Raw genomic sequence first — 21,769 nt, 5'->3', positions numbered from 1 at the left:
TAATCTATTTTTTAAACTTTTAAATTTCCAGAACTAAACCGTAGCCGGCTTATATTCTTTCTTATCAATGATAATCTTAGAAATTATTTCCCTTAATATTTCAGATGTTCCACCACCAATAGGTCCTAACCTGCTGTCTCTAAAATTTCGTGCCATGGGGTAGTCCTCAATATACCCGTAACCACCTAAAAATTGCAAACACTCATAAGCAACCTCATCTGCAACCTTTGTGGATTTCAATTTTGAAATAGTGGCTTCTTTCACCACATATTGCCCCTTATCCAATTTATAGGCTACAGAGTAATTATACTCTTTACACATATCTATATCCGCATAAAGATCAACTACCCTATGCCTTAACGCTTGAAATTGATTGATAGATTTACCAAACGCCTCTCTTTCTGACATATAATTCAATGCATACTCCAACACATGCTCAGAACGGGCATGGGCATTTACCCCCATGATTAACCTTTCTAATGAAAAGTGCTCCATTATATAAGAAAAGCCCATATTTTCAACACCCATTAAATTCTCAATAGGTATTTTAACATTATCAAAAGCCAATTCTGCAGTATCGGATGCTCGCCAACCCAGTTTATTCAACTTATTAGCCGTTACACCTTCACTGTTTCTATCTACTGCAAATATGCTTATTCCTTTATTCCCTAATTCAGGATTTGTTTTAGCCGCAACAATCATATAATCCGCATAAACCCCATTAGTAATAAAGGTCTTAGAACCATTTAAAACAAAATGATCACCTTTTTTAATTGCAGTTGTTCTCATTGCAGCTACATCACTACCACCAAAAGGTTCAGATATACATAAACAGCCAATTTTATCACCATCTACACTTGGACGCAGATATTTTTCCTTTAAAAAAGAATCTGCCTCTTTGTTCAAGTGGGTCATAGCCAAATATGCATGAGCCCATATTGCCGCCGCAAATCCTCCAGAATTAATTTTCTGAAGTTCCTCTAACAATATAATAGTATAAAAGAGATCAAGTCCAAGTCCACCATCTTCTTCAGGAGTTGCCAAACCAAAATAGCCCATATCCCCAAACTTCTTCCAAATAAACCTTTCAATAGTCCCTGTTTCTTCCCACTTGTCTATATGGGGAACTACTTCTTTTTGTAAAAAATCTTTAAGGCTGGCCCTAAATAATTGATGTTCTTCGGTGAAGTACATACTTTGCATAGCGTTATTTTTATAATGACAAATATAAGGCAATTCTATCAATACGTTCTATAGGAAAATTTTCTATTTTTGATAATTCGTTCAAAGAATTGATACTTCCGTTGAGATTACGATAATTTACTATGCTTTCTGATACGTGTTTTTGAAGATATATCAATTTTGACAATTCTGAAGCAGTTGCAATATTTACGTTAATTTTTACGATTTTTGGTTTACTGATCACCCTAAACTCGTTCAAAGTTCTTTTTACCACATCTTTTTCAAGACCATAAACATCATACAATTGCTCATCGATTAAAAAACCACCCAACCTATCTCTAAATTTTATAATCCTAGCAGACAATTTCTCACCAATTCCACTTATTTTCTGCAAGTCTTGCGCAGTAACAGTGTTTAAATCCTTCAAAGTTATTTTATTGACATTTACAGATTCAATAGAATTAGACTTATGAGTATTAGGTTTAGCATTTTGTGTCCATTCCGGAAACTTGAAATCCTTAGAGATTACATTTAATAAGGAATTTGAAACCTTGGTAACCTCCTGAAACTCTTCCGCTGAATTCACAAACTTATTTCGCTTTCTATATTCATGTAGCCTATCAATCTCTTCTATTGTCATACCAAGAGAATATCCTTTAAAATCAGTAATAAAATTAGGATTAAATGGGTAGACACGCTCCTTATTATTCTTTGCTGCTATGGTTTTTAGAGAATCAACTTGGACCTGAAGGGAATTTTCTAAAATTAAAGGACCTGACACTTTTGAAGAATAGGATCTGTAGACATAGTAACCTATTTGAACAAGGATAAGCAATAACAACAAAAAGAAAATCCCACTTCGTTCTTGTTTATTAAACTTGAAGTGGGATTTGAGATTTTTCAAAATCTATATAAATATTAGTACACCTTTCTAATGGCTGTCAAATACCTATCAAAACTCTTCTTAACCTTAGGGAAAAGGATAAGCAGACCTATCATATTTGGAAATACCAATGCCAGAATCATAGCATCTGAAAACTTGATTACAGCGTCTAGCGTTGCTGCCGCACCAATAACCACGAACATTAGGAAAAGAACCTTATAAACGATATCTGCAGTTTTCCCTCTTCCAAACAAATATTTCCAGGATTGAAGTCCGTAATAAGACCAAGATATCATTGTTGAAAAGGCAAATAGTATAATTGCAATGGTAAGTACATATCTAAACCCAGGTATTACAGAGTCATATGCCATTGAAGTTAAGTCCACACCACCAACATATGCTCCAGTATCATTTAACATTACGGTACTACCAATACCATTACCATAATCAAAAGCACCGGCATCCATATTAAAGAAAATGATCACTAAAGCGGTCATGGTACAAATTACCACAGTATCAATAAACGGTTCCAATAACGCTACTATACCTTCACTTGCCGGATATCTTGTCTTTACCGCCGAGTGTGCTATTGCAGCAGACCCTGCTCCCGCCTCATTAGAGAAAGCCGCTCTTTGAAAACCTACAATGATAACCCCAATAATACCACCAATTGCAGCATCTGGAGAAAATGCACCGGCAAAAATCATCCCGAATGCATCACCTATATACTTTATGTTTGCAAATATGATTACCAAAGAAGCCAATACATAAATACCTGCCATAAAAGGAACTATCTTTTCTGTAACACTGGCAATCTTTTTAATTCCTCCAATGATTACAATACCTACCAATACCGCAAGTATTACTCCAATAATCACACCTGTAGCCCCACCTTCTAAATTTAACATTGAAGTCAATTGTACGGCAGCTTGATTAGATTGAAAAGCGTTACCACCACCAAAAGATGCACCCACACATAGCACAGCGAAGATACCGGCTAATATTTTACCTAAAATCTTAAAGTTACTTTCACTAAGTCCACGCGACAAATAGTACATTGGACCACCGTAAACAGTACCATCAGGACCTACATCACGATATTTAACCCCTAAAGTACATTCTACAAATTTTGTTGACATACCAATAAGTCCGCAAGCGATCATCCAAAATGTTGCCCCAGGACCACCCAAAGCAATTGCTACGGCAACCCCCGCTATATTACCCAGACCTACTGTACCAGAAACAGCAGTTGCCAAAGCTTGAAAGTGACTTACCTCACCCTCTTCACTTTCGTCTCTAATAGTATCAGGTATATCACCATCTTCGGTCATATGCTGCTGGACTTTTTCCAGCCCGTATTTTTCAATTTCCTCATATTTACCCCTTACAACATTAATTGCCAATGGAAATTTAGTTATACCCGGAAATTTGAAATAAATGGTAAAAAAGGTAGCTCCTGCTATCAAAAGAATCAATACAATTGGTATGTTATACCCAGCAATTGGAACAGAAGTCAATACTGTAGCTTCCCACCACGTTGCAAAAGGCATAAAGGCGTCATTTACTTTTTCATCCAAACCTTTTTCTTGTGCAATTGAAAGAAATGGTATTAACAGTGTTAATAGAGTTAGAAGTCTATACTTCATAAGTTTTAAAATTTTTTGAATTAGTCAGTTAGTCTAGCAATATCCTAAAAATAATGGATGCAATCAAATATATATGATAGAAAGATGATTATTCTATATGGAACATCTCGTTTAATTTTTTAATTTGTTCCGGTCTTCCCAGCACAATGACCTTACTTTTTGGTTGCAGTTCCATATCCGCTTCTGGGTTGATGATATAATTACCATCAGGTGATATGTAACCTATTATGGTACATCCGGTTTTTCTTCTTAAATCCAAATCCCTTAAAGAGTTACATTCTATTTGATCCGAAAAATCTTCTATTGCCACTTCCTCTAGGTTAGTAGTGTTTTCACCTTCTGTGGAAAGCTTGTCCATAAACGTTATTAAATCTGGCATCACTACTAAGGATGCCATATGGTCTCCACCTATTTTATCTGGCATAATTACTTTATTAGCACCTGCCAAAAACAATTTTTTCTGAGAATTTACTAAAGAAGCTCTGCTTATAATGAATAGATTTTTCTTCATTTGCCTTGCCGATAAAACTACAAACAGATTAGCTGCATCATCAGGTAATGTTGCTATTAAAAATTTTGCTCGCTCTATACCTGCCTGCAATAGCACATCATCATCATTTGCATCGCCTTCAATAAACAATACGTCATCTTCAAACCTTTCTATTATCTCCTTATCTTTTTCTATTACCACAAAAGGTCGCCTATACGCCTTTAATTTTTCTGCCGCTTGCATTCCATTTCGCCCAAAACCACAGACGATCACATGCTGATTTAAATTTTCGATAGCATTCTTCATTTTCTTCTTTTTAAGCAGTTCTACTGAATTTCTGGAAAGTAGGTATTCGGTGACTATTGATATTGCAAAACCAACTATAAATACACTTGTAACTATAAGAATTATTGTAAAGATCTTGCCTTCTGGCCCCATAGGCCTTACTTCGGAAAACCCTACAGTAGTGACCGTAATTATAGTCATATAAAAAGCATCTACCCAACTATAATCTGCAATAAACCTATAGCCCAACACACCAAAGGTCAAAACCATTAGCATTAATGTCAGTGCCAAATATATTTTAGACCGAAATAAGTTTATCATACATTACAGATCAAAGACTGAATTTCGTTTAGTATAAACAAGATCCTTAATTTTCAACCAAAAGGCCAGAAAAAGATAAAGAGCAAAACCAAAACCTACTGTTACAAAGGTCAGATAAATAAAAGAAGTTCTAACCACTCTTGCCCTTATACCCAAGCGCTCGGCAATTCTACCGCACACTTCGAATCCTCTTTTTTGAAAATAAAGCAATAATTTATAGAATACATTCATTGCGTATAAAATTAGACTTTTACATTCAATAAAGATGCACCTATGACACAATCTAAACATTTATCTTTTGTACAGTAATTATTGTACAATTGAAGATAGGCTTGAGAATCTTTAGCACTAAAGATTGATGTTTCTAATTTATCAAAGTTAGCTATAATACTGTTTTCTTCCTTTTTAATTTTAGCCATCATTTTAAACAAACCTTCATTATCCTGAGCGCCCTTATACCTATTGTAAGCAAACTTTAAAGGTATTATGGTATTAATGATCAATAAATTTAAAAATGAATTTGATATTTTCTTTTTGCCTTTTTTAGAGTTCTTACCAAAATTATAATGGGTATCCCAATATTGAGAAGTACCTACTTTAAAATATTCCTGAAAATCTAACTCATTATTTTCAATCAATGAATGGAATAAATTATTATTCTCAGCATAAATGGCACTCAATTGGGCTAATCTTATGGTAGGAAAGTTCATTGGTCTAAGCCTAAAATATTCTGGGGACTTGAAAACCGGGATCAAATTAAACTTATAACTCAGAAAAGTATATTCCTTTTTTAATTCATTTAAGTACTGATCATCATCTATAGTAACTTCCAATAAATTTGCCTGCCCTAAAAGCAAGCTTTCCATTTGAAATGGCTTTTTGTACAATTTTCTAATGATCGAAAAATCAATAGACTTGCCTATTTCAACAAATATTTCACGATTAATTTTTGACCCAAAAGATTTTAATAACATTAAAAATAAAACTTGTTCCCAGTTATTATTGGTATAGCACAATAATTCATTAATGTAGACCGATTTTTGTTCCAAACGCTCTATAAACAAGCGATCTAACCAATTATTCCTTATAAATCCGTCAACCGTGTCAAAATCATTTTCACAGTTTATGAACCTATGGTTTTTAACATTGAACAATTTTTGATAATTCTCTAGCACTTGCACAGGAATATAGTTCTTAAGGGAAAGTGTTGGTATTTGACCTCCATCTTTTCTATATACACCTATATCATCTTCCCATACTACATGTAAAATTACATTATCATAATTACGATCTTCTTGATGGTTATGCGCATACCAGTCTGATGATTTTACATGTATCTCAACATTACCTGCCCACAATTGACCATTCAACTCTAGTTGCGCGTTAAAAAAATCAGGACCACTTAAATGATTATGGGTCCCGGCAGACTTTATATAAACGGGTTCATTAGATGTAGTTTCTAATCCATTTACTGGATATTTTTTGTACTTCCATATAAAATGAAGCAAATCTTCCTTCATTTCATAAAAATAAAAAACCCGCTGTAAAGCGGGCATATTTTCTTAAAGAAATAAAATTAAGCGGTTTCACCTTCCCAATTCATAAATCCGCCTTGAAGATTAAAAGCCTTATCAAAACCTAAATTCTTCATAATTGCACAAGCTTGACCACTTCTATTACCAGACCTACAATACACGTAATAATTTTTGGTCTTATCTAACTTCTCAAGTTCAGCCACAAACTCTTGTCCTTTATAGATATCTATATTAATTGAATTAGGAATTATACCTTCCTCTACTTCTTCTTCTGTTCTTACATCGAGAATTATTGCATTAGAATCTTTCTCCAATTGCTCTTCCCATTCTTGTTGTGATAAATCTGCCATAGTGTAAATTATATACCGTAAAAATAATCGATTTTTATTTATTTATACCTCACAACTATTTTTAACAAAAAATTAATCTGAACAATCACTAATCCTAACAAAATAACTTTACATTTGTATATACAATTATTGTACACACATGAATGTAGAGGAAATTTTAAAAACAAACAAAAAAATGCCGTTGGCCAAACGGACATTAATTCATGTAGCTCTGGTAGCCAATAAGCTAAATGAGGAAGTTTCTATGGTGTTGAAGCCATTTGACATTTCGGTTCAGCAGTTTAATGTACTAAGAATATTAAGAGGGCAAAATGGAAAACCTGCAAACCTTTCTACCATTAATGAGCGAATGGTCACTAAAATGAGTAACACTACCCGCCTAGTAGATAAGCTAATTTTAAAGGGGTATGTTAACAGAACCGTATGCGAAAAAAATAGAAGAAAAGTAGAAATTGTAATTACCGAAGATGGATTGAACATCTTAAAACAAATTGATGGAATACTTTTTGAAGCAGAAGAAAATATGCTTAAAAATTTTACAGAAGAAGAGTTACATCAATTCAATGAATTATTAGATAAATTTTAAGCACAACTATGTATACGATATTAAATAAATTAAACTGGCGCTATGCCACTAAAAAATTCGATAGCTCTAAACAAGTTAGTAAGGCTGATTTAGACACTTTACTAGAAGGGGCAAAACTAACAGCCTCCTCTTATGGTTTACAACCTTATGAAATTTATGTTATTAAAAATGATAATATTAGACAAGAGTTAAGAAAAGCTTCATACAACCAACCACAAATTACCGATTCATCTTACCTTTTCGTTCTTGCTAACAAACCTAATTTTGACGAAGCATTAATTGACGATTATATAGATAATATCGTAAGCACTAGAGGGGTTACAAAAGAAGATCTTGAGGGGTATTCCCAAAGTATGAAATCTGCACTCTTAGACCTACCTAATGACGATAAAAATAAATGGTCATCTAACCAAGCATATATTGTATTAGGAAACTTGATGACCCTTGCTGCAGAAATGGAAATAGATACTTGCCCAATGGAAGGTTTTAATAAAGAACAGTATAATAAAATTTTGGGCTTAACCAAAAAAGGTCTAAACGCAGCAGTAGTTTTAGCTGTCGGTTATAGATCAACCGAAGATGATACGCAACACTACCCAAAGGTGAGATATTCACAAGAACAAATAATTACACACATATAAATTAAACACAATCATTTAAAATTAGAAACATGAAAAAATCATTATTAAGTTTAGTATTCGTAGCTGTTTTTGGCTTCTCTGCAACCGCTACCACCCCAATTGATGGCGAAAAGAAAGAAGTAAAAGTCAGCGAAAGTAAAGTTACCTGGAAAGGATATAAGGTTACTGGTTCACATGATGGAAACATTAATCTAAAATCTGGTCACTTAGAAATGAAGGGCAAAAAATTAGTTGGTGGAGAATTCGTAGTTGATATGACTTCTATAGTTGTTACCGACCTAGAAGCAGGAAAAGGAAAAGAAAAATTAGAGGGACACTTGAAGTCTGCAGATTTCTTTGGTGTTGAAAGTAACCCTACTTCCAAATTGGTTTTTACTTCGGTTAAACCCATGAACGATAACTCATATACGGTAAACGGTGACCTTACAATTAAAGGAATTACCAAGCCTGTTACTTTAGTTGTATCTATGTTTGAAAATAAGGCTTCAGCTACGCTTAAAATAGATAGAACTAAATATGATATTAAATATGGTTCAGGAAGCTTTTTTGATAATTTAGGTGACAAAGCTATTTATGATGACTTTGATTTAGTGGTAGATTTAGCACTATAAGCTTTAGATCGCTATAAAACTTGTGGAATTACAACAATTTAAAATCCCTTTGAGATATATTCAAAGGGATTTTTATTTTTGATAAGGTAAAGTTTGTAAGTTTAAATTTCCTTTTTATATTTGAACCTCAATGAAAAATTTAATCGCAAATACTTGGTGGTGGAACAACTTACGAAAAACATCGTGAGCAAAGCATCATTGTAGTAAAACTATATAAAGGCTTGTCATCACGACAAGCCTTCTTTATTTTATAAAAGTACCTATGGCCTATCAATTTAAAACATACCATAAAAAAATTCTTGCCGATACGGTAACACCGGTAAGTGTTTATTTAAAAATTAGAGACCGTTTTCCAAATAGTATTCTTTTGGAAAGTAGTGACTATCATGCCAATAACAACAGTTTCTCATATATCTGCTGCAATCCAATTGCATCCATTAAAGTGGAAAACGAAATCATTACAAAACAATTTCCGGATGGTGTGGTTGAAGAAATTCAAATAACACCAGAAATAGATGTTGTTGAAAGTATTGATTCTTTCAGCAAATCTTTTAAGGCAGATAGCAATGATTATAAATTCATTAATAATGGACTATTTGGTTATATGTCATATGATGCAGTTCGTTATTTTGAAGATTTGGAAATATCTCAAAAATCAGATTCAGTAAGCATACCAGATGTGTATTATGCGGTTTACCAAAACATTATTGCAATTAACCATTACAAAAACGAAGCATACCTTTTTGCGCATTGCTATAACACCGATAATAACATTCCAGAACTGGAACAACTACTAAATATTAGAAATTTTGCCACTTACAACTTTAAAATAGATGGTGATCGAAAGTCTAATCTTGAAGATGAGGAATATAGAGAGCATGTTGCTTTGGCAAAAAAACACTGTCAACGTGGCGATGTATTTCAGTTGGTTTTAAGTAGACGTTTTTCGCAAGGTTTTAAAGGTGATGAATTTAATGTTTACAGAGCTTTACGCTCGGTAAATCCATCGCCCTATTTGTTTTATTTTGATTTCGGGGATTTTAAAATATTTGGAAGTTCACCTGAAGCGCAACTTATTGTAAGCGAGGGCAAAGCCGAAATTCACCCTATAGCCGGTACTTTTAAAAGAACTGGTAATGATGAACAAGATGCACAACTCGCCAAGGAGCTAAAGACCGATGACAAAGAGAACAGTGAGCACGTTATGCTGGTAGATTTAGCTAGGAACGACTTGAGCAGAAATGGCAATGTAGTTAAAGTCGAGAATTATAGGGAAGTACAGTTTTTCTCTCACGTGATCCATTTGGTATCTAAAGTTACAGGCATGAAAAAACCAGATATACCTACCATGAAAGTGGTGGCAGACACTTTTCCTGCAGGTACATTGAGTGGCGCCCCAAAACATATGGCCATGCAGCTTATTGAAAAATATGAGAAGACTAGCAGGGGATATTATGGTGGAGCCATAGGTTTTATGGATTTCTCTGGAAACTTTAACCATGCCATAATGATCAGAACGTTTTTAAGCAAAAATCATAATCTCCATTATCAAGCTGGTGCAGGTCTTGTTGCTGCTTCTGACCCAGAAAGTGAACTACAAGAAACGTATAACAAACTAGGTGCATTAACCAAGGCTTTAGAAATAGCAGAAGACATTTAAAATGAAAAAAATATTAGTCATAGACAATTACGACAGCTTTACTTATAACCTTGTTCATTATCTAGAAGAATTGGAATGCGAGGTCGTTGTAAAGCGTAATGACCAACTTACACTTGAAGAGATTGATGCTTTTGATAAAATTGTATTATCTCCCGGACCTGGTATTCCAGATGAAGCCGGACTTCTTAAACCAATTATAGAAAAGTATGCTCCAACCAAAAGTATTTTTGGGGTATGCCTAGGTCAACAAGCAATAGCGGAAGTTTTTGGAGGATCATTGATCAATCTAAAGGAAGTATACCACGGTATAGCCACTAAGATCAACATTACCAAAGATGCCGTAATTTTTAAAGATATTCCCAAAGAAATAGAAGTTGGCAGATATCATTCATGGGTCGTAGACACTAATTTACCGGATGTTCTAGAAGCAACATCAGTAGATGAAAACGGACAAATAATGTCTTTACAACACAAAAAATACGACGTACATGCGGTACAATTTCATCCAGAATCCGTACTTACTCCTCAAGGAAAAAAAATGTTAGAGAACTGGCTGAACGCTTAAATCATAATTAAAGCGAACTAAACTTAAGGTTGAACTGTATAGTATTTAAAAAATGAAAGAAACATTAAATAAGCTCATAAATCACGAGATACTTTCCAAAGAAGATGCAAAGCGCATATTAGTCAATATTGCTAAAGGCGACTACAATACAAGTCAAATAGCAGCTTTTTTGACCGTTTATATGATGCGAAGTATTACCATTGAAGAATTAGAAGGGTTTAGAGATGCATTGCTAGATTTATGCTTGGCAGTAGATTTATCTGCTTACAACCCCATAGACCTTTGCGGTACTGGTGGTGATGGCAAAGACACTTTTAATATTTCTACATTGGCATCTTTTGTTACTGCCGGTGCCGGTGTAAAAGTTACCAAACATGGCAACTATGGTGTTTCCTCTAAATGCGGAAGTAGTAATGTAATGGAGTTTTTAGGAATCAAGTTCAGTAACAATGCCGGCTTTTTAGAAAAATGTATTGATAAGGCTGGTATTTGTGTATTACATGCGCCCCTATTTCATCCGGCTATGAAAAACGTTGCCCCTATTCGTAAAGATCTGGCGGTAAAAACATTCTTTAACATGTTGGGACCTATGGTAAATCCTGCATTTCCAAAAAACCAAATGGTAGGTGTTTTTAACCTTGAATTAGCTCGTATGTACGGATACCTTTATCAAAAAACAGATAAAAATTTCACCGTATTACATGCCTTGGACGGTTATGATGAAATATCATTGACAGGAAATACCAAAACTATTTCTAACCATACCGAAACAATGCTAAAGCCTTCTGATTTTGGTGTGCCGGAAATTAAACAAACCGATATTGTCGGCGGTGACGGCATTGAATCTTCTGCTCAAATTTTTATGAATGTATTACAAGGTAAAGGCACAGAAGCGCAAAATAATGTAGTTTGTGCCAATGCCGGTATTGCCATAGCCACAGTAAATAACCTAACTCCTATTCAAGGTTTTGAAAAAGCCAAAGAATCTTTGTTAAGTGGAAAAGGATTGAACGCATTGAAGAAAATACAAGAGTTGAGCAAAAATTAAACAGCACACTTTCTGTCTCAATGAAATGAGACTATCTAAACACACATGTAATGAATATTCTAGACAAAATTGTAGCGGATAAACGAAAGGAAGTAGAATTGAAAAATTTGATTTTCCCTTCTTCACAATATGAACATTCTGTATTATTCAACAGAGAGACTTTTTCACTGGCTCAAGCTCTTAAAGATAGTGACACCGGCATTATTTCTGAATTTAAAAGAAGATCACCATCCAAAGAAAGCATCAATCAAAATGCAAATGTTGGGCAGGTTGCCATGGGATATGAAAAAGCGGGTGTTTGTGGTATGAGCGTGCTTACCGATATTAAATATTTTGGTGGTTCTTTAGAAGACTTGATCATTGCAAGGGCATCGGCACAATTACCGTTATTACGTAAGGAATTCATAATTAGTGAATACCAAATTATAGAAGCCAAAGCTTATGGCGCAGATGTTATTCTTCTTATTGCTGCCGTGCTAACTAGAGAAGAAATAAAAAAATTCTCTGAATTGGCTAAAAGCTTAGGTTTAGATGTTTTATTAGAAGTACACAATGAAGACGAACTTCATAAATCAATCATGCCCAGCATAGATATGTTAGGAGTCAATAATAGAAACCTAAAGACTTTTGAAGTTAGCTTAGAGACCAGTAAATCGCTTTCATCCCAAATTCCTGATGATTTTGTAAAAGTATCTGAAAGCGGAATAAGTTCTATTGAAGCAATTAAGGAATTAAAAATGTATGGTTATAAAGGATTTTTAATCGGAGAGAATTTTATGAAAACCGATACTCCAGGCGAGAGTGCCACTCAATTTATTAAAGATCTAAAAGAAATAAGATGAAACTCAAAATCTGCGGTATGAAACTAAATACTTCTGAAGTTGCACAATTGCGACCAGATTATCTTGGTTTTATATTTTGGGAACATTCAGCTAGATTTTTTGATGGGGAAATTCCCGATTTACCACACACTATCAACAAAGTAGGCATTTTTGTTGATGCCGATATAGACTATATTATTACACTGGTCAAAAAACATCAATTACAGGGTCTTCAATTGCATGGTCACGAGAGCCCTGAATATTGTAGACAAGTTGCAGAAAAACTTATGAAGTTGAATAAAAAAATTGAGATCATTAAAGTATTTTCCATTAAAGATGAGTTTGATTTTGAAAGTTTAATGCCCTATGAAGATGTGTGCGATTTTTATCTTTTTGATACTAAAGGGAAACTTCCTGGGGGCAATGGCTATACCTTTAATTGGTCTGTCCTTAAGAATTATCCTTCTAACAAGCCTTTCTTTTTAAGTGGGGGAATTGGTTTGAACAGTCTTGATAAAATTAATGAGTTTATGAAATCACCCGAGTCTAAATTCTGCTATGCCATTGATGTAAATAGCAAATTTGAAATAGATCCAGGGTTAAAAAATATTGAAGAATTACAAAAGTTTAAAGAAGCGCTATGAATTATAATGCTGACGAAAAAGGATACTACGGTGAATTTGGTGGTGCCTATATACCGGAAATGTTGTACCCAAATGTAGAGGAACTACGCCAAAATTATTTAAAATTGATGCATGAAGATTCTTTTCAAAAAGAGTTTCATCAGCTGTTAAGAGACTATGTGGGTAGACCTTCTCCCCTATATTTTGCTAAACGCCTTTCTGAAAAACATGGTTGCAAAATTTACCTAAAAAGAGAAGATCTTAATCATACTGGTGCACATAAAGTGAACAACACCATAGGTCAAATTCTTATGGCTCAAAAGTTGGGCAAAACTAGAATTATTGCCGAAACCGGTGCTGGACAACACGGTGTGGCCACGGCAACCGTTTGTGCTCTTATGGGTATGGAATGTATTGTTTACATGGGGGAAATAGATATTGCGCGCCAAGCGCCAAATGTTGCCCGTATGAAAATGTTGGGTGCTGAAGTTAGACCTGCAAAATCTGGAAGTAGAACACTTAAAGATGCTACCAACGAAGCCATTAGAGATTGGATCAACAATCCGGTAGACACCCATTATATCATTGGTTCTGCCATTGGTCCACACCCTTACCCAGATATGGTCACTCGTTTTCAATCGGTAATATCCGAGGAAATAAAATGGCAGTTAAAAGAGAGAGAAGGTCGTGAAAACCCAGATTACGTGGTAGCTTGTATTGGTGGTGGCAGTAATGCCGCAGGTACCTATTATCATTTTCTACACGAGCCTGAGGTTGGCATTATTGCAGTTGAAGCTGCAGGTAAAGGCGTGGATTCTGGTGAGAGCGCAGCAACATCCGCCCTTGGAAAAGTAGGAATCATTCATGGATGTAAAACCATGTTGATGCAAACCATAGATGGACAAATTACTGAGCCTTACTCCATTTCTGCCGGGCTAGACTACCCAGGCGTTGGTCCTATGCATTCTCACCTTTACAAATCTGGCCGTGCAGAATTTTATTCGGCTACAGATGATGAAGCCATGGCTGCAGGATTGGAATTATCAAAATTAGAAGGTATTATTCCCGCTATAGAAACAGGGCATGCATTTGCCATTTTTGAACATAGGAAATTCAAAAAAGATGATGTCGTCGTTATTAGCCTTTCCGGCCGTGGAGATAAAGACCTGAACACATATATTGATTACTTTAAGTTAGCATAACCTTATTATGAGCAATAGAATAACATCAAAATTAAAAGAAGATAAAAAGCTTCTATCTATATATTTTACGGCCGGTTACCCATCATTGAACGATACGGTAAAAATTATTGAAGATTTAGAAAAGAACGGTGTTGATATGATTGAAATAGGATTACCGTTCAGTGATCCTTTGGCAGACGGACCAACAATTCAGGAAAGTTCTACCGCCGCTTTAAAAAACGGAATGACCACCGAAATTCTTTTTAGTCAACTAAGAGATATTCGTAAAACGGTTTCTATACCATTGATTATTATGGGATACTTTAATCCAATGTTACAATACGGTATTGAGGCATTTTGTAAAAAGTGTCAAGAAATTGGAATTGACGGACTCATTTTACCAGATTTACCGCTAGATGTTTACCAGGAAGAATACGAGGAAATTTTTAAAAAACACGGACTCTTAAACATTTTTCTAATCACTCCGCAGACCAGTGATGACCGTATTCACCAAATAGACGATGCCTCTAACGGATTTATCTATATGGTAAGTTCTGCAAGTGTCACAGGATCAAAATCCGGTTTTGGTCAAGAGCAAGAAAGTTATTTTGAGCGCATTGACAAAATGAATTTAAAGAACCCACAAATTGTCGGTTTTGGAATTAAAGACGAAGAAACATTTAAGCAAGCAACCAAAACCGCTAAAGGTGCAATAATTGGTTCTGCCTTTATTAAACATTTAACGGCTAATGGCGTAAACTCCATTTCAGAATTTGTGAATACTATACGATAAACTACTTTCTAATAACCTGGGTTTTGTACCGCATTAGGATTTAAGTCTATTTCCGATTGCGGTATTGGCCAAACGTACTCGTGAGGTTGGTAATCTTTAGAAAAGTCATTAGTAGAGTTAAAACCATCTATAACTTCTTGAAGTTTGTTCCATCTAACTAAATCGTCTCGTCTATGGCCTTCAAAACATAATTCTAATTTTCGCTCTAAATAAATTACATCAAAGAATTGATCCTTATTAAGATTTCCAGGTACATTGTTCTCGTTCCCAAATGCTCTTTCCCGAACTTGATTAATCGCTGCATAAGCTAAAGGAGTTGGTCCATTTACTTCATTCTCAGCTTCTGCTAACAACAACAATACATCTGCATATCTAAAAACAGGATAGTCAAACGATGTAGACTCAAAATCTGCATCAGGCAATTCTCCGTTATACCATTTTAATGGTCTCCAATTCTTTGGATCTACTTCATTAACCACATTATTACCAGAAATAGAGAATGTCGCTATGTTATTCTTAAACCGATTGTCTTCAATTTCTATCGGAAAACTAACAGGATTTTCAAATAACATGGAACTATTGAATGAATTTTCAAAACCAGAAACAAGTAACAGTGCATCTTCTGAAGCAATACCCAAAGGCCCCCAATAATCGTTAAACGAACTTTTGGAATCTTCACCTCCATCAAAAGTTATTTTAAAGAGAATTTCTCTATTTGAGGCTTCATTTTCTTCGTTAAAAACTGAATTATAATCTAACATTAATTCATACTGCCCTTGCAGAATTTTCAACTGTTCTAAAGCACTGCCGTATTTACCGTATTCATTTAAAGGAAAACCGGCCATGGTCATATAGACTTTGGCCAACAAAAATCTTGCGCTCCACTGATTTGCCTGATCATTACTATTTAAAACTGGTAAATTTTCAATTGCATAAAGCAAATCTTCTTCTATTTGTGAGTAGGTGGTACTTGGATTTTGAGGATAGTTTGGCGGACCGCTTAAATCTATTTCAGCTGTTACGCTTAAAAGAGGATTGCCATATATTTTTATTAGATTGAAATATAATAAGCTTCTCAAAAATTTAAAATGTGCTTCTAATTCTTTTCTATCTATCTCACTGGACACAACATTTGAAGAATCCATTAAATAGTCGATTCCCAAATTCAAGCCCCTTATTTGAATATAATGTTCTGCCCATACCTGATTTATAACAGTAGATTGAGCATTAAAAGAATAGGCATCCAAATCAACCAGTTCACCATTAAAATTTGGATTAGCTTTTAATATATCTGTACCAGTATCCCCCCAATATGATAAATATGCATCTGCATTAAATATTGATCGCAAATTATTATAGGATACATTCAATAAAAAATCAACGTCCAAATCTTGCTCAGTTAATTCGGGTATTTCAGGGATATTAAAAACTATCTTTTCAGTAACATTATTAGTAAGTACAACTTCTTGAAAATATAGAAAATCAGGATTTTGGTTCAATACCACGTTGACTACATAATTTCCTGTATCAATAGTTTCAAATACCACTACACCAGATTCTCCTACTACCAATGTTCTTGTTTCTGGATTCGTAGTTACAACAGCACCAATTGCTGCATCGGATCCCAGCAAAACAGTAACTTCAATATTTCCAGAATCAATCTCTTCTATCTCAGAAATTGTATTATCATCAGAACATGAATAAAGAACAAAAAACAATAAGAAATATTGGATGAAATTTTTCATTATTTACAATTTATAACTTGTCAAAGTAATACATTTTATTAATTCAAAAATTAAAATTCGCATTAAATAAGAATATTATTCTTGCACTATTTTTTTTAAATTAATTTATAATTTTCCATATACCATGATATTGGTACCAACACAGATTATTCACTCTATTTTCCTTACTTTTAAAGAATATATTTACATGAACGACCATGAAAAAACTTCTTACACTTACATTCCTTTTATTACTTTTTACCGCCCATTCTCAAGACTCCATTTTAATAAAATCTAAAGTAGCGAATGCTATTGGCGAATTAAGGGAATTTGTAGCTATACCTAATGATGCATTAAATGCGGACGATATTGATTCTAACCTTTTTTGGCTGAGAAAAAAATTCACTGAACGCGGATTTAATAGTACCATTTTAGAAACCGAAGGGCTACCATTATTTTTTGCCGCTCTACCCATGGACGACAACAAGCCAACTATTTTGTTCTATATGCATTTAGATGGGCAATCTGTAGACGCTACAAAATGGGATCAACCAGATCCGTATAAAGTAGTTTTAAAATCCAAAACCGAAGACGATTGGAAAACTGAATCTTTCTCAGAACTTAACGACGATATAAATTATGACTGGCGCCTTTTTGGAAGATCAACTTCAGACGATAAAGGTCCTATTATCATGTTCTTGAATGCTATAGACGCACTTAAAAAAGATGCTATAGACATACCTTTTAATGTAAAGGTGATTCTAGATAGCGAAGAAGAAAAAAGTAGCGCACCATTACCACAAGCGGTGCGTACGTATAAAGATTTATTGAAAGCCGATTTTTTGGTGATAAACGATGGTCCGGTTCACGTTTCCGGGAAACCAACAATAGTTTATGGTTGTAGAGGAATCACAACATTATCAATAACAACTCACGGACCTATAAAACCACAACATAGTGGTCATTACGGAAACTACGCTCCTAACCCTGGTTTTCAATTGGCACAGCTACTAGCAACAATGAAAGATACCAATGGAAAAGTTCTTATAAAAGGATATTATGATGGAATCTCATTAGATGATGCAACACTAGCTATTTTAAAAAGCGTTCCGGACAATGCAGATGTCATCAATAGCAATTTAGCCATCTCTAACCCAGAAAAGGTTGGCGGTTTTTATCAAGAAGCATTGCAATACCCTTCTTTAAATATTAGAGGACTAGGCTCTGGCTGGGTTGGAGAAAAAGCAAGAACAATTGTGCCGGCCACCGCCACAGCTGAATTAGATTTAAGGTTAGTACCTGAAAGTGATGGCACAAAACTTAAAAACCTTGTAAAAGAACACATAAAAAATCAAGGTTTTCATGTAATGAGTACGGAACCCACTCTGGAAGACCGCCTAAAATTTGATAAAATTGTTACTATTAAGGAAGGCTCAGTTACGGATGCTTTTAGAACCGATCTAAATAACCCTTTTGGAAATAACATAGTTAAAACCATGGAGTCCAAATTTGGAGAAAAACCTGTTCAAATCCGTATAATGGGCGGTACTGTTCCTATTTCGCCATTTATCAATGAACTAAAAATTCCTGCATTCATAGTTCCAATGGTGAACCCAGATAACAATCAACATAGCCCTAATGAGAATTTAAAAATTGGACAAATAGCGTATGGTATAAAATTGTTTTATGCATTACTTAGCCCAAGTAAAACTGAATAGTTTAGTTTAACATTCTATAACAAAGCTTTATTAACTAATTAACGGAGTTCTCATTTTCAATTTATTATCTTAAATATGAACCTAAAAAATTGAAATTATGGGAATTATAAAAGATAATAAAAAGTTTAAAAGAAAAGTAGAACAAAATAACCCAACAAATCCGACAGGGAATACCAATATAGAAACAAACGATTTTGATATAGATAAGGAGACTATTAAAAATCAACAGAATAAAAAATAGCACACTATATCCAACAAAGTAAAAAGCCCGATTCAATATTTTGAATCGGGCTTTTATTAGGATGTTATTTTATAAAAAACTATGCTGAGTTTCTACTAGCATTGATATTACCGTATAGTGATCTGGTAACAATCTTTTCGTACAATTCTTTATACTCCGTACCTTCTCCAATCCTTTGAAGCGCATATTGTTGAATAACCAATAAAGGCAAGACTATACTCTCACGAATTTTGATGGACTCCCTAGAAATTGCTTCTTTCTTCATTAATATTTCCATGCCAGATAGTTTTAGAAGCATTGCTTTAGATAATTCATATTCTGCATGAAGAATCTCCCAAAAAGCACCATACTCCTTATTTTCTTTCATGTAACTGGTCAATTCAAAATAACATTTGGTAAGACTCATCATACTGTTCATCATCAAAGCTTGAAAGAACGGTACTTCTTGGTACAACCTTTTGGCCTCTTCAAATCTTCCATCTTTTTCAAGTTTCTCAAGAGCAGTACCAATACCATAATAACCTGGTACGTTCTGCTTTAATTGACTCCATGACCCTACAAATGAAATTGCCCTTAAATCAGACAATTCAAGTTTGGCCTTATTTCCTCTTTTTCCAGGTCTACTACCAATATTTGCTTTTGTGTAATATTTAAGCGTACTCATGTTTTCCAAGTACGGCATAAACTTATCATGGTGTTTTAGATCATCATATTTTTTAAAACTTAGTTCTGACAGCTCTTCAATCAACTCTCTATCAGCATCAGATATAACAATTTCTTTTCCTAAAATTGTGTTAGACAATCCGGCGGTCAATAGTTGCTCACTATTATAAATAAACTGTTCTTTGGTACCATAAGTACTTGTTATGGTTTGCCCTTGAATAGTTAATTGAATTTCATTATTCGCCACTTTATTGGTCTGCGCAGCATAAAAACGATGCGTTTTTCCACCTCCTCTTGCCGGTGGGCCTCCCCTACCATCAAAAAATACGGCAGCAATATCATTCTGATCACAAACCTCTGAAAGCTCTTCTTTTGTCTTTAAAATGGACCAGTTGGCTTTTAAATAGCCCCCATCTTTAGTTCCATCGGAAAATCCAAGCATTATAGTCTGCTTTTTATTTCTATTTTCTAAATGGGCCATATACTCAGGTAAACTGAATAAAAACTTCATGGTATCTTGAGCTGTATCCATTCCGTTCATTGTTTCGAACAACGGCACTATATCAAACGTTATTTCTTTGTCTGCCCAGCCACACCATCTAAACAGTGCGTAAACAAACAAAATGGAATACTTATCTTCAGAATTACTGATAATGTATCTATTACATCCTTCTTCTCCATTTTTAGCCTGTATGGTCTGTAATTGAAGTATGTTCTTAATAGTATCTTTTACAATATCTTCTTCATAATCATCTGCTACCAAATTTAAATTCTTATGCAAAAGAATATCCAATAATTCCTCGTCAGATAACTCACTTAGCTCATCATTGATAAAACCATTCTTTTTTAATACTTCTACCATTACTTTGGTATGCATACTATGGTCTTGGCGTATATCTATTGTAGCAAAGTGCACCTTGAATATCTTTACCTTATCAATAAATTTTTCCAAATCTTTTAGATAAAGACTTTGGTATTTTTCTATTAATATGGATTGTATTTCTTCTAAAGGAACAATTAAATCTTCATAACCAATATCCTTAGAACTATCGAACATGGCCGTGTATAAATTACCCCTAAGCTTCTGCAACGGTTCTTGTACATCTTTAAAGGTAAGTTTATGCACCAAACCTTTAAGGTCATTATAATAGCACTTCATTAACGTTAAACGAAGCTCGTTCATTACATCTCTGGTGATATCTGCAGTTACAAACGGATTTCCATCTCTATCGCCGCCAGGCCAAAAACCTAACTTGACAATATCATGATTTTCAAAATTCTTTGACCCTGTACTACCCTTGATATAAGCATACATATCACCAATTGCATCATAATATACATGTCTTAGCGTGTAGATTATATTTTTGGCTTCATCTAAAGGTGTCGGTTTTTTTGCATTGATCAAAGACGTAAGGCCTAGTTGTTGTAGACCTACATCTATTTCATCAATTTTATCTTCTAATATTAAAGTTCTAAGGTTTGTAATGATATCTAAAACCGCCGGAGTATAAAATTGTGTTGGGTGCGCCGTTAAAACTATACGTGCACTGAACGTACTCAACTTGTCCCAAATAGTATCCCAAGATTTATTTTTTTCAACCAACTGAAAATAATCTTTTAATGACAATGAACTAGAATGCTTGTGTAACTTTGGGAACGCCGCATCTTCTACACTATCATAAAGAACAACTTGTCTTTCTACATACTGTATGATGCGAAACATAAAGTCTATTTGTTCTTTTTCTGATTTTATTTCTACAAAATTCTCGAAAAAATTCTCAAGAATTTCTTTTGGGTTTAGTCCGTCACTTAACCCCTTTTCAGATTGATTCAGTAATAAAGGAATCAACATACCTACATTTTCAATATTCTCGTAGGGAAGGTTTAAGAATAGACTATTGTAAACATTAAATTTATTTTGAACAGATTTCTTAAATTCTGCTAATCTTTCTTTTTGTTGCATATATTAAAAAACTTTTAGTCGTACCATTACGACAAACTCTTTAAATTTCGAACATAAATATCGCTATTCCAAGAGAATTTAGAGAATGATTTTTGTGAAATATCATATTCCTAGAAGTATACCACAAAATTGTCTGTATTGACAACAAATATTCCAAAAAACAGTAGTGCCTATATATCTTTACAATGTAAATAAGTAAAAAAATTTTTCATTTTCATATAGTGTTCTCGTAAAAGAGT

At 34.2% G+C, this 21,769-nt stretch carries 21 protein-coding genes; 12 read left to right on the top strand and 9 right to left on the bottom strand.

From position 1 onward, the window contains the following. Window positions 1-33: 33 nt before the first annotated feature. The 7 genes from I600_RS18170 to I600_RS18140 form a co-directional block, all read right to left on the bottom strand. Window positions 34-1,203 carry an acyl-CoA dehydrogenase family protein gene (locus I600_RS18170; RefSeq protein ID WP_058106016.1) on the bottom strand — a complete coding sequence of 390 codons (1,170 nt, stop codon included), beginning with the start codon at window positions 1,201-1,203 and terminating at the stop codon, window positions 34-36. 10 nt (window positions 1,204-1,213) lie between these two features. After that, complete coding sequence (locus I600_RS18165; protein ID WP_245188918.1) at window positions 1,214-1,963, bottom strand: ComEA family DNA-binding protein; 750 nt, start codon at window positions 1,961-1,963, stop codon at window positions 1,214-1,216. Window positions 1,964-2,100: 137 nt separating this feature from the next. Beyond that, complete coding sequence (locus I600_RS18160) at window positions 2,101-3,711, bottom strand: alanine/glycine:cation symporter family protein (RefSeq protein ID WP_058105994.1); 1,611 nt, start codon at window positions 3,709-3,711, stop codon at window positions 2,101-2,103. A gap of 88 nt (window positions 3,712-3,799) precedes the next feature. Beyond that, window positions 3,800-4,807, bottom strand: coding sequence for a potassium channel family protein (locus tag I600_RS18155; RefSeq protein WP_058105993.1), 1,008 nt, complete (start codon window positions 4,805-4,807; stop codon window positions 3,800-3,802). A gap of 3 nt (window positions 4,808-4,810) precedes the next feature. Continuing rightward, on the bottom strand, window positions 4,811-5,038 hold the full coding sequence (locus I600_RS18150) for a PspC domain-containing protein (protein ID WP_058105992.1): 228 nt from the start codon (window positions 5,036-5,038) through the stop codon (window positions 4,811-4,813). 11 nt (window positions 5,039-5,049) lie between these two features. After that, window positions 5,050-6,327: a DUF2851 family protein gene (locus tag I600_RS18145; RefSeq protein WP_058106015.1), complete on the bottom strand. Its 1,278-nt coding sequence runs from the start codon at window positions 6,325-6,327 to the stop codon at window positions 5,050-5,052. A 56-nt stretch (window positions 6,328-6,383) separates the two neighbouring features. After that, a complete protein-coding gene (locus I600_RS18140; RefSeq protein ID WP_058105991.1) occupies window positions 6,384-6,692 on the bottom strand; it encodes a rhodanese-like domain-containing protein in 309 nt (102 codons plus the stop codon). 139 nt (window positions 6,693-6,831) lie between these two features. Here I600_RS18140 and I600_RS18135 point away from each other — a divergent pair, with 139 nt between their 5' ends. The 10 genes from I600_RS18135 (at window position 6,832) to trpA (ending at window position 15,221) form a co-directional block, all read left to right on the top strand. After that, window positions 6,832-7,278 (top strand): MarR family winged helix-turn-helix transcriptional regulator, encoded by a 447-nt coding sequence (locus tag I600_RS18135; protein ID WP_058105990.1) that lies wholly within the window; start codon window positions 6,832-6,834, stop codon window positions 7,276-7,278. A gap of 8 nt (window positions 7,279-7,286) precedes the next feature. Then, window positions 7,287-7,919, top strand: coding sequence for an NAD(P)H-dependent oxidoreductase (locus I600_RS18130; protein ID WP_058105989.1), 633 nt, complete (start codon window positions 7,287-7,289; stop codon window positions 7,917-7,919). Between the two features lie 29 nt (window positions 7,920-7,948). Next, window positions 7,949-8,530 carry a YceI family protein gene (locus tag I600_RS18125; protein ID WP_209439213.1) on the top strand — a complete coding sequence of 194 codons (582 nt, stop codon included), beginning with the start codon at window positions 7,949-7,951 and terminating at the stop codon, window positions 8,528-8,530. A 262-nt stretch (window positions 8,531-8,792) separates the two neighbouring features. After that, window positions 8,793-10,190, top strand: a complete 1,398-nt coding sequence (locus I600_RS18120; RefSeq protein ID WP_058105987.1) for an anthranilate synthase component I family protein — start codon at window positions 8,793-8,795, stop codon at window positions 10,188-10,190. A gap of 1 nt (window position 10,191) precedes the next feature. Then, window positions 10,192-10,755 carry an anthranilate synthase component II gene (locus tag I600_RS18115; RefSeq protein ID WP_058105986.1) on the top strand — a complete coding sequence of 188 codons (564 nt, stop codon included), beginning with the start codon at window positions 10,192-10,194 and terminating at the stop codon, window positions 10,753-10,755. A gap of 52 nt (window positions 10,756-10,807) precedes the next feature. Further along, entirely contained in the window at window positions 10,808-11,803 is a 996-nt protein-coding gene (trpD, locus tag I600_RS18110; RefSeq protein ID WP_058105985.1) for an anthranilate phosphoribosyltransferase, read from the top strand. Between the two features lie 50 nt (window positions 11,804-11,853). Next, a complete protein-coding gene (gene trpC / locus I600_RS18105; RefSeq protein ID WP_058105984.1) occupies window positions 11,854-12,645 on the top strand; it encodes an indole-3-glycerol phosphate synthase TrpC in 792 nt (263 codons plus the stop codon). 17 nt (window positions 12,646-12,662) lie between these two features. Next, entirely contained in the window at window positions 12,663-13,268 is a 606-nt protein-coding gene (locus I600_RS18100) for a phosphoribosylanthranilate isomerase (RefSeq protein ID WP_455429467.1), read from the top strand. Then, complete coding sequence (gene trpB, locus I600_RS18095; RefSeq protein WP_058105982.1) at window positions 13,265-14,449, top strand: tryptophan synthase subunit beta; 1,185 nt, start codon at window positions 13,265-13,267, stop codon at window positions 14,447-14,449. The genes I600_RS18100 and trpB overlap by 4 nt, the downstream gene beginning before the upstream one ends. Before the next feature lie 7 nt (window positions 14,450-14,456). Next, a complete protein-coding gene (trpA, locus tag I600_RS18090; RefSeq protein WP_058105981.1) occupies window positions 14,457-15,221 on the top strand; it encodes a tryptophan synthase subunit alpha in 765 nt (254 codons plus the stop codon). 8 nt (window positions 15,222-15,229) lie between these two features. Here the strand turns inward: trpA and I600_RS18085 are convergent, their stop codons facing one another. Further along, window positions 15,230-16,966 carry a RagB/SusD family nutrient uptake outer membrane protein gene (locus I600_RS18085; protein WP_058105980.1) on the bottom strand — a complete coding sequence of 579 codons (1,737 nt, stop codon included), beginning with the start codon at window positions 16,964-16,966 and terminating at the stop codon, window positions 15,230-15,232. 197 nt (window positions 16,967-17,163) lie between these two features. On the opposite strand from I600_RS18085, the gene I600_RS18080 reads away from it, so the two are divergent. Next, window positions 17,164-18,663 (top strand): M20/M25/M40 family metallo-hydrolase, encoded by a 1,500-nt coding sequence (locus I600_RS18080; RefSeq protein WP_058105979.1) that lies wholly within the window; start codon window positions 17,164-17,166, stop codon window positions 18,661-18,663. 97 nt (window positions 18,664-18,760) lie between these two features. Continuing rightward, entirely contained in the window at window positions 18,761-18,904 is a 144-nt protein-coding gene (locus tag I600_RS19350; RefSeq protein WP_167342577.1) for a hypothetical protein, read from the top strand. 79 nt (window positions 18,905-18,983) lie between these two features. Here the strand turns inward: I600_RS19350 and I600_RS18075 are convergent, their stop codons facing one another. Then, window positions 18,984-21,530, bottom strand: a complete 2,547-nt coding sequence (locus tag I600_RS18075; RefSeq protein WP_058105978.1) for a phosphoenolpyruvate carboxylase — start codon at window positions 21,528-21,530, stop codon at window positions 18,984-18,986. Window positions 21,531-21,769 lie beyond the last annotated feature (239 nt).

Source organism: Maribacter dokdonensis DSW-8 (genome assembly GCF_001447995.1).
In the GTDB taxonomy this organism is placed as follows: domain Bacteria; phylum Bacteroidota; class Bacteroidia; order Flavobacteriales; family Flavobacteriaceae; genus Maribacter; species Maribacter dokdonensis.
Note: the sequence above shows the minus strand (reverse complement) of the source record. Positions and strands in the feature narration are given on the sequence as shown.

Excerpts from the sequence above, each read along its gene's own strand:
- I600_RS18160 (WP_058105994.1), bottom strand. The coding sequence starts at position 3,711 with ATGAAGTATAGACTTCTAACTCTATTAACACTGTTAATACCATTTCTT.
- I600_RS18085 (WP_058105980.1), bottom strand. The coding sequence starts at position 16,966 with ATGAAAAATTTCATCCAATATTTCTTATTGTTTTTTGTTCTTTATTCA.
- I600_RS18135 (WP_058105990.1), top strand. The coding sequence starts at position 6,832 with ATGAATGTAGAGGAAATTTTAAAAACAAACAAAAAAATGCCGTTGGCC.
- trpA (WP_058105981.1), top strand. The coding sequence starts at position 14,457 with ATGAGCAATAGAATAACATCAAAATTAAAAGAAGATAAAAAGCTTCTA.
- I600_RS18150 (WP_058105992.1), bottom strand. The coding sequence starts at position 5,038 with ATGAATGTATTCTATAAATTATTGCTTTATTTTCAAAAAAGAGGATTC.
- trpD (WP_058105985.1), top strand. The coding sequence starts at position 10,808 with ATGAAAGAAACATTAAATAAGCTCATAAATCACGAGATACTTTCCAAA.
- I600_RS18080 (WP_058105979.1), top strand. The coding sequence starts at position 17,164 with ATGAAAAAACTTCTTACACTTACATTCCTTTTATTACTTTTTACCGCC.
- I600_RS18125 (WP_209439213.1), top strand. The coding sequence starts at position 7,949 with ATGAAAAAATCATTATTAAGTTTAGTATTCGTAGCTGTTTTTGGCTTC.
- I600_RS18130 (WP_058105989.1), top strand. The coding sequence starts at position 7,287 with ATGTATACGATATTAAATAAATTAAACTGGCGCTATGCCACTAAAAAA.
- I600_RS18140 (WP_058105991.1), bottom strand. The coding sequence starts at position 6,692 with ATGGCAGATTTATCACAACAAGAATGGGAAGAGCAATTGGAGAAAGAT.
- trpC (WP_058105984.1), top strand. The coding sequence starts at position 11,854 with ATGAATATTCTAGACAAAATTGTAGCGGATAAACGAAAGGAAGTAGAA.
- trpB (WP_058105982.1), top strand. The coding sequence starts at position 13,265 with ATGAATTATAATGCTGACGAAAAAGGATACTACGGTGAATTTGGTGGT.
- I600_RS18120 (WP_058105987.1), top strand. The coding sequence starts at position 8,793 with ATGGCCTATCAATTTAAAACATACCATAAAAAAATTCTTGCCGATACG.
- I600_RS19350 (WP_167342577.1), top strand. The coding sequence starts at position 18,761 with ATGGGAATTATAAAAGATAATAAAAAGTTTAAAAGAAAAGTAGAACAA.
- I600_RS18145 (WP_058106015.1), bottom strand. The coding sequence starts at position 6,327 with ATGAAGGAAGATTTGCTTCATTTTATATGGAAGTACAAAAAATATCCA.
- I600_RS18100 (WP_455429467.1), top strand. The coding sequence starts at position 12,663 with ATGAAACTAAATACTTCTGAAGTTGCACAATTGCGACCAGATTATCTT.
- I600_RS18075 (WP_058105978.1), bottom strand. The coding sequence starts at position 21,530 with ATGCAACAAAAAGAAAGATTAGCAGAATTTAAGAAATCTGTTCAAAAT.
- I600_RS18170 (WP_058106016.1), bottom strand. The coding sequence starts at position 1,203 with ATGCAAAGTATGTACTTCACCGAAGAACATCAATTATTTAGGGCCAGC.
- I600_RS18115 (WP_058105986.1), top strand. The coding sequence starts at position 10,192 with ATGAAAAAAATATTAGTCATAGACAATTACGACAGCTTTACTTATAAC.
- I600_RS18155 (WP_058105993.1), bottom strand. The coding sequence starts at position 4,807 with ATGATAAACTTATTTCGGTCTAAAATATATTTGGCACTGACATTAATG.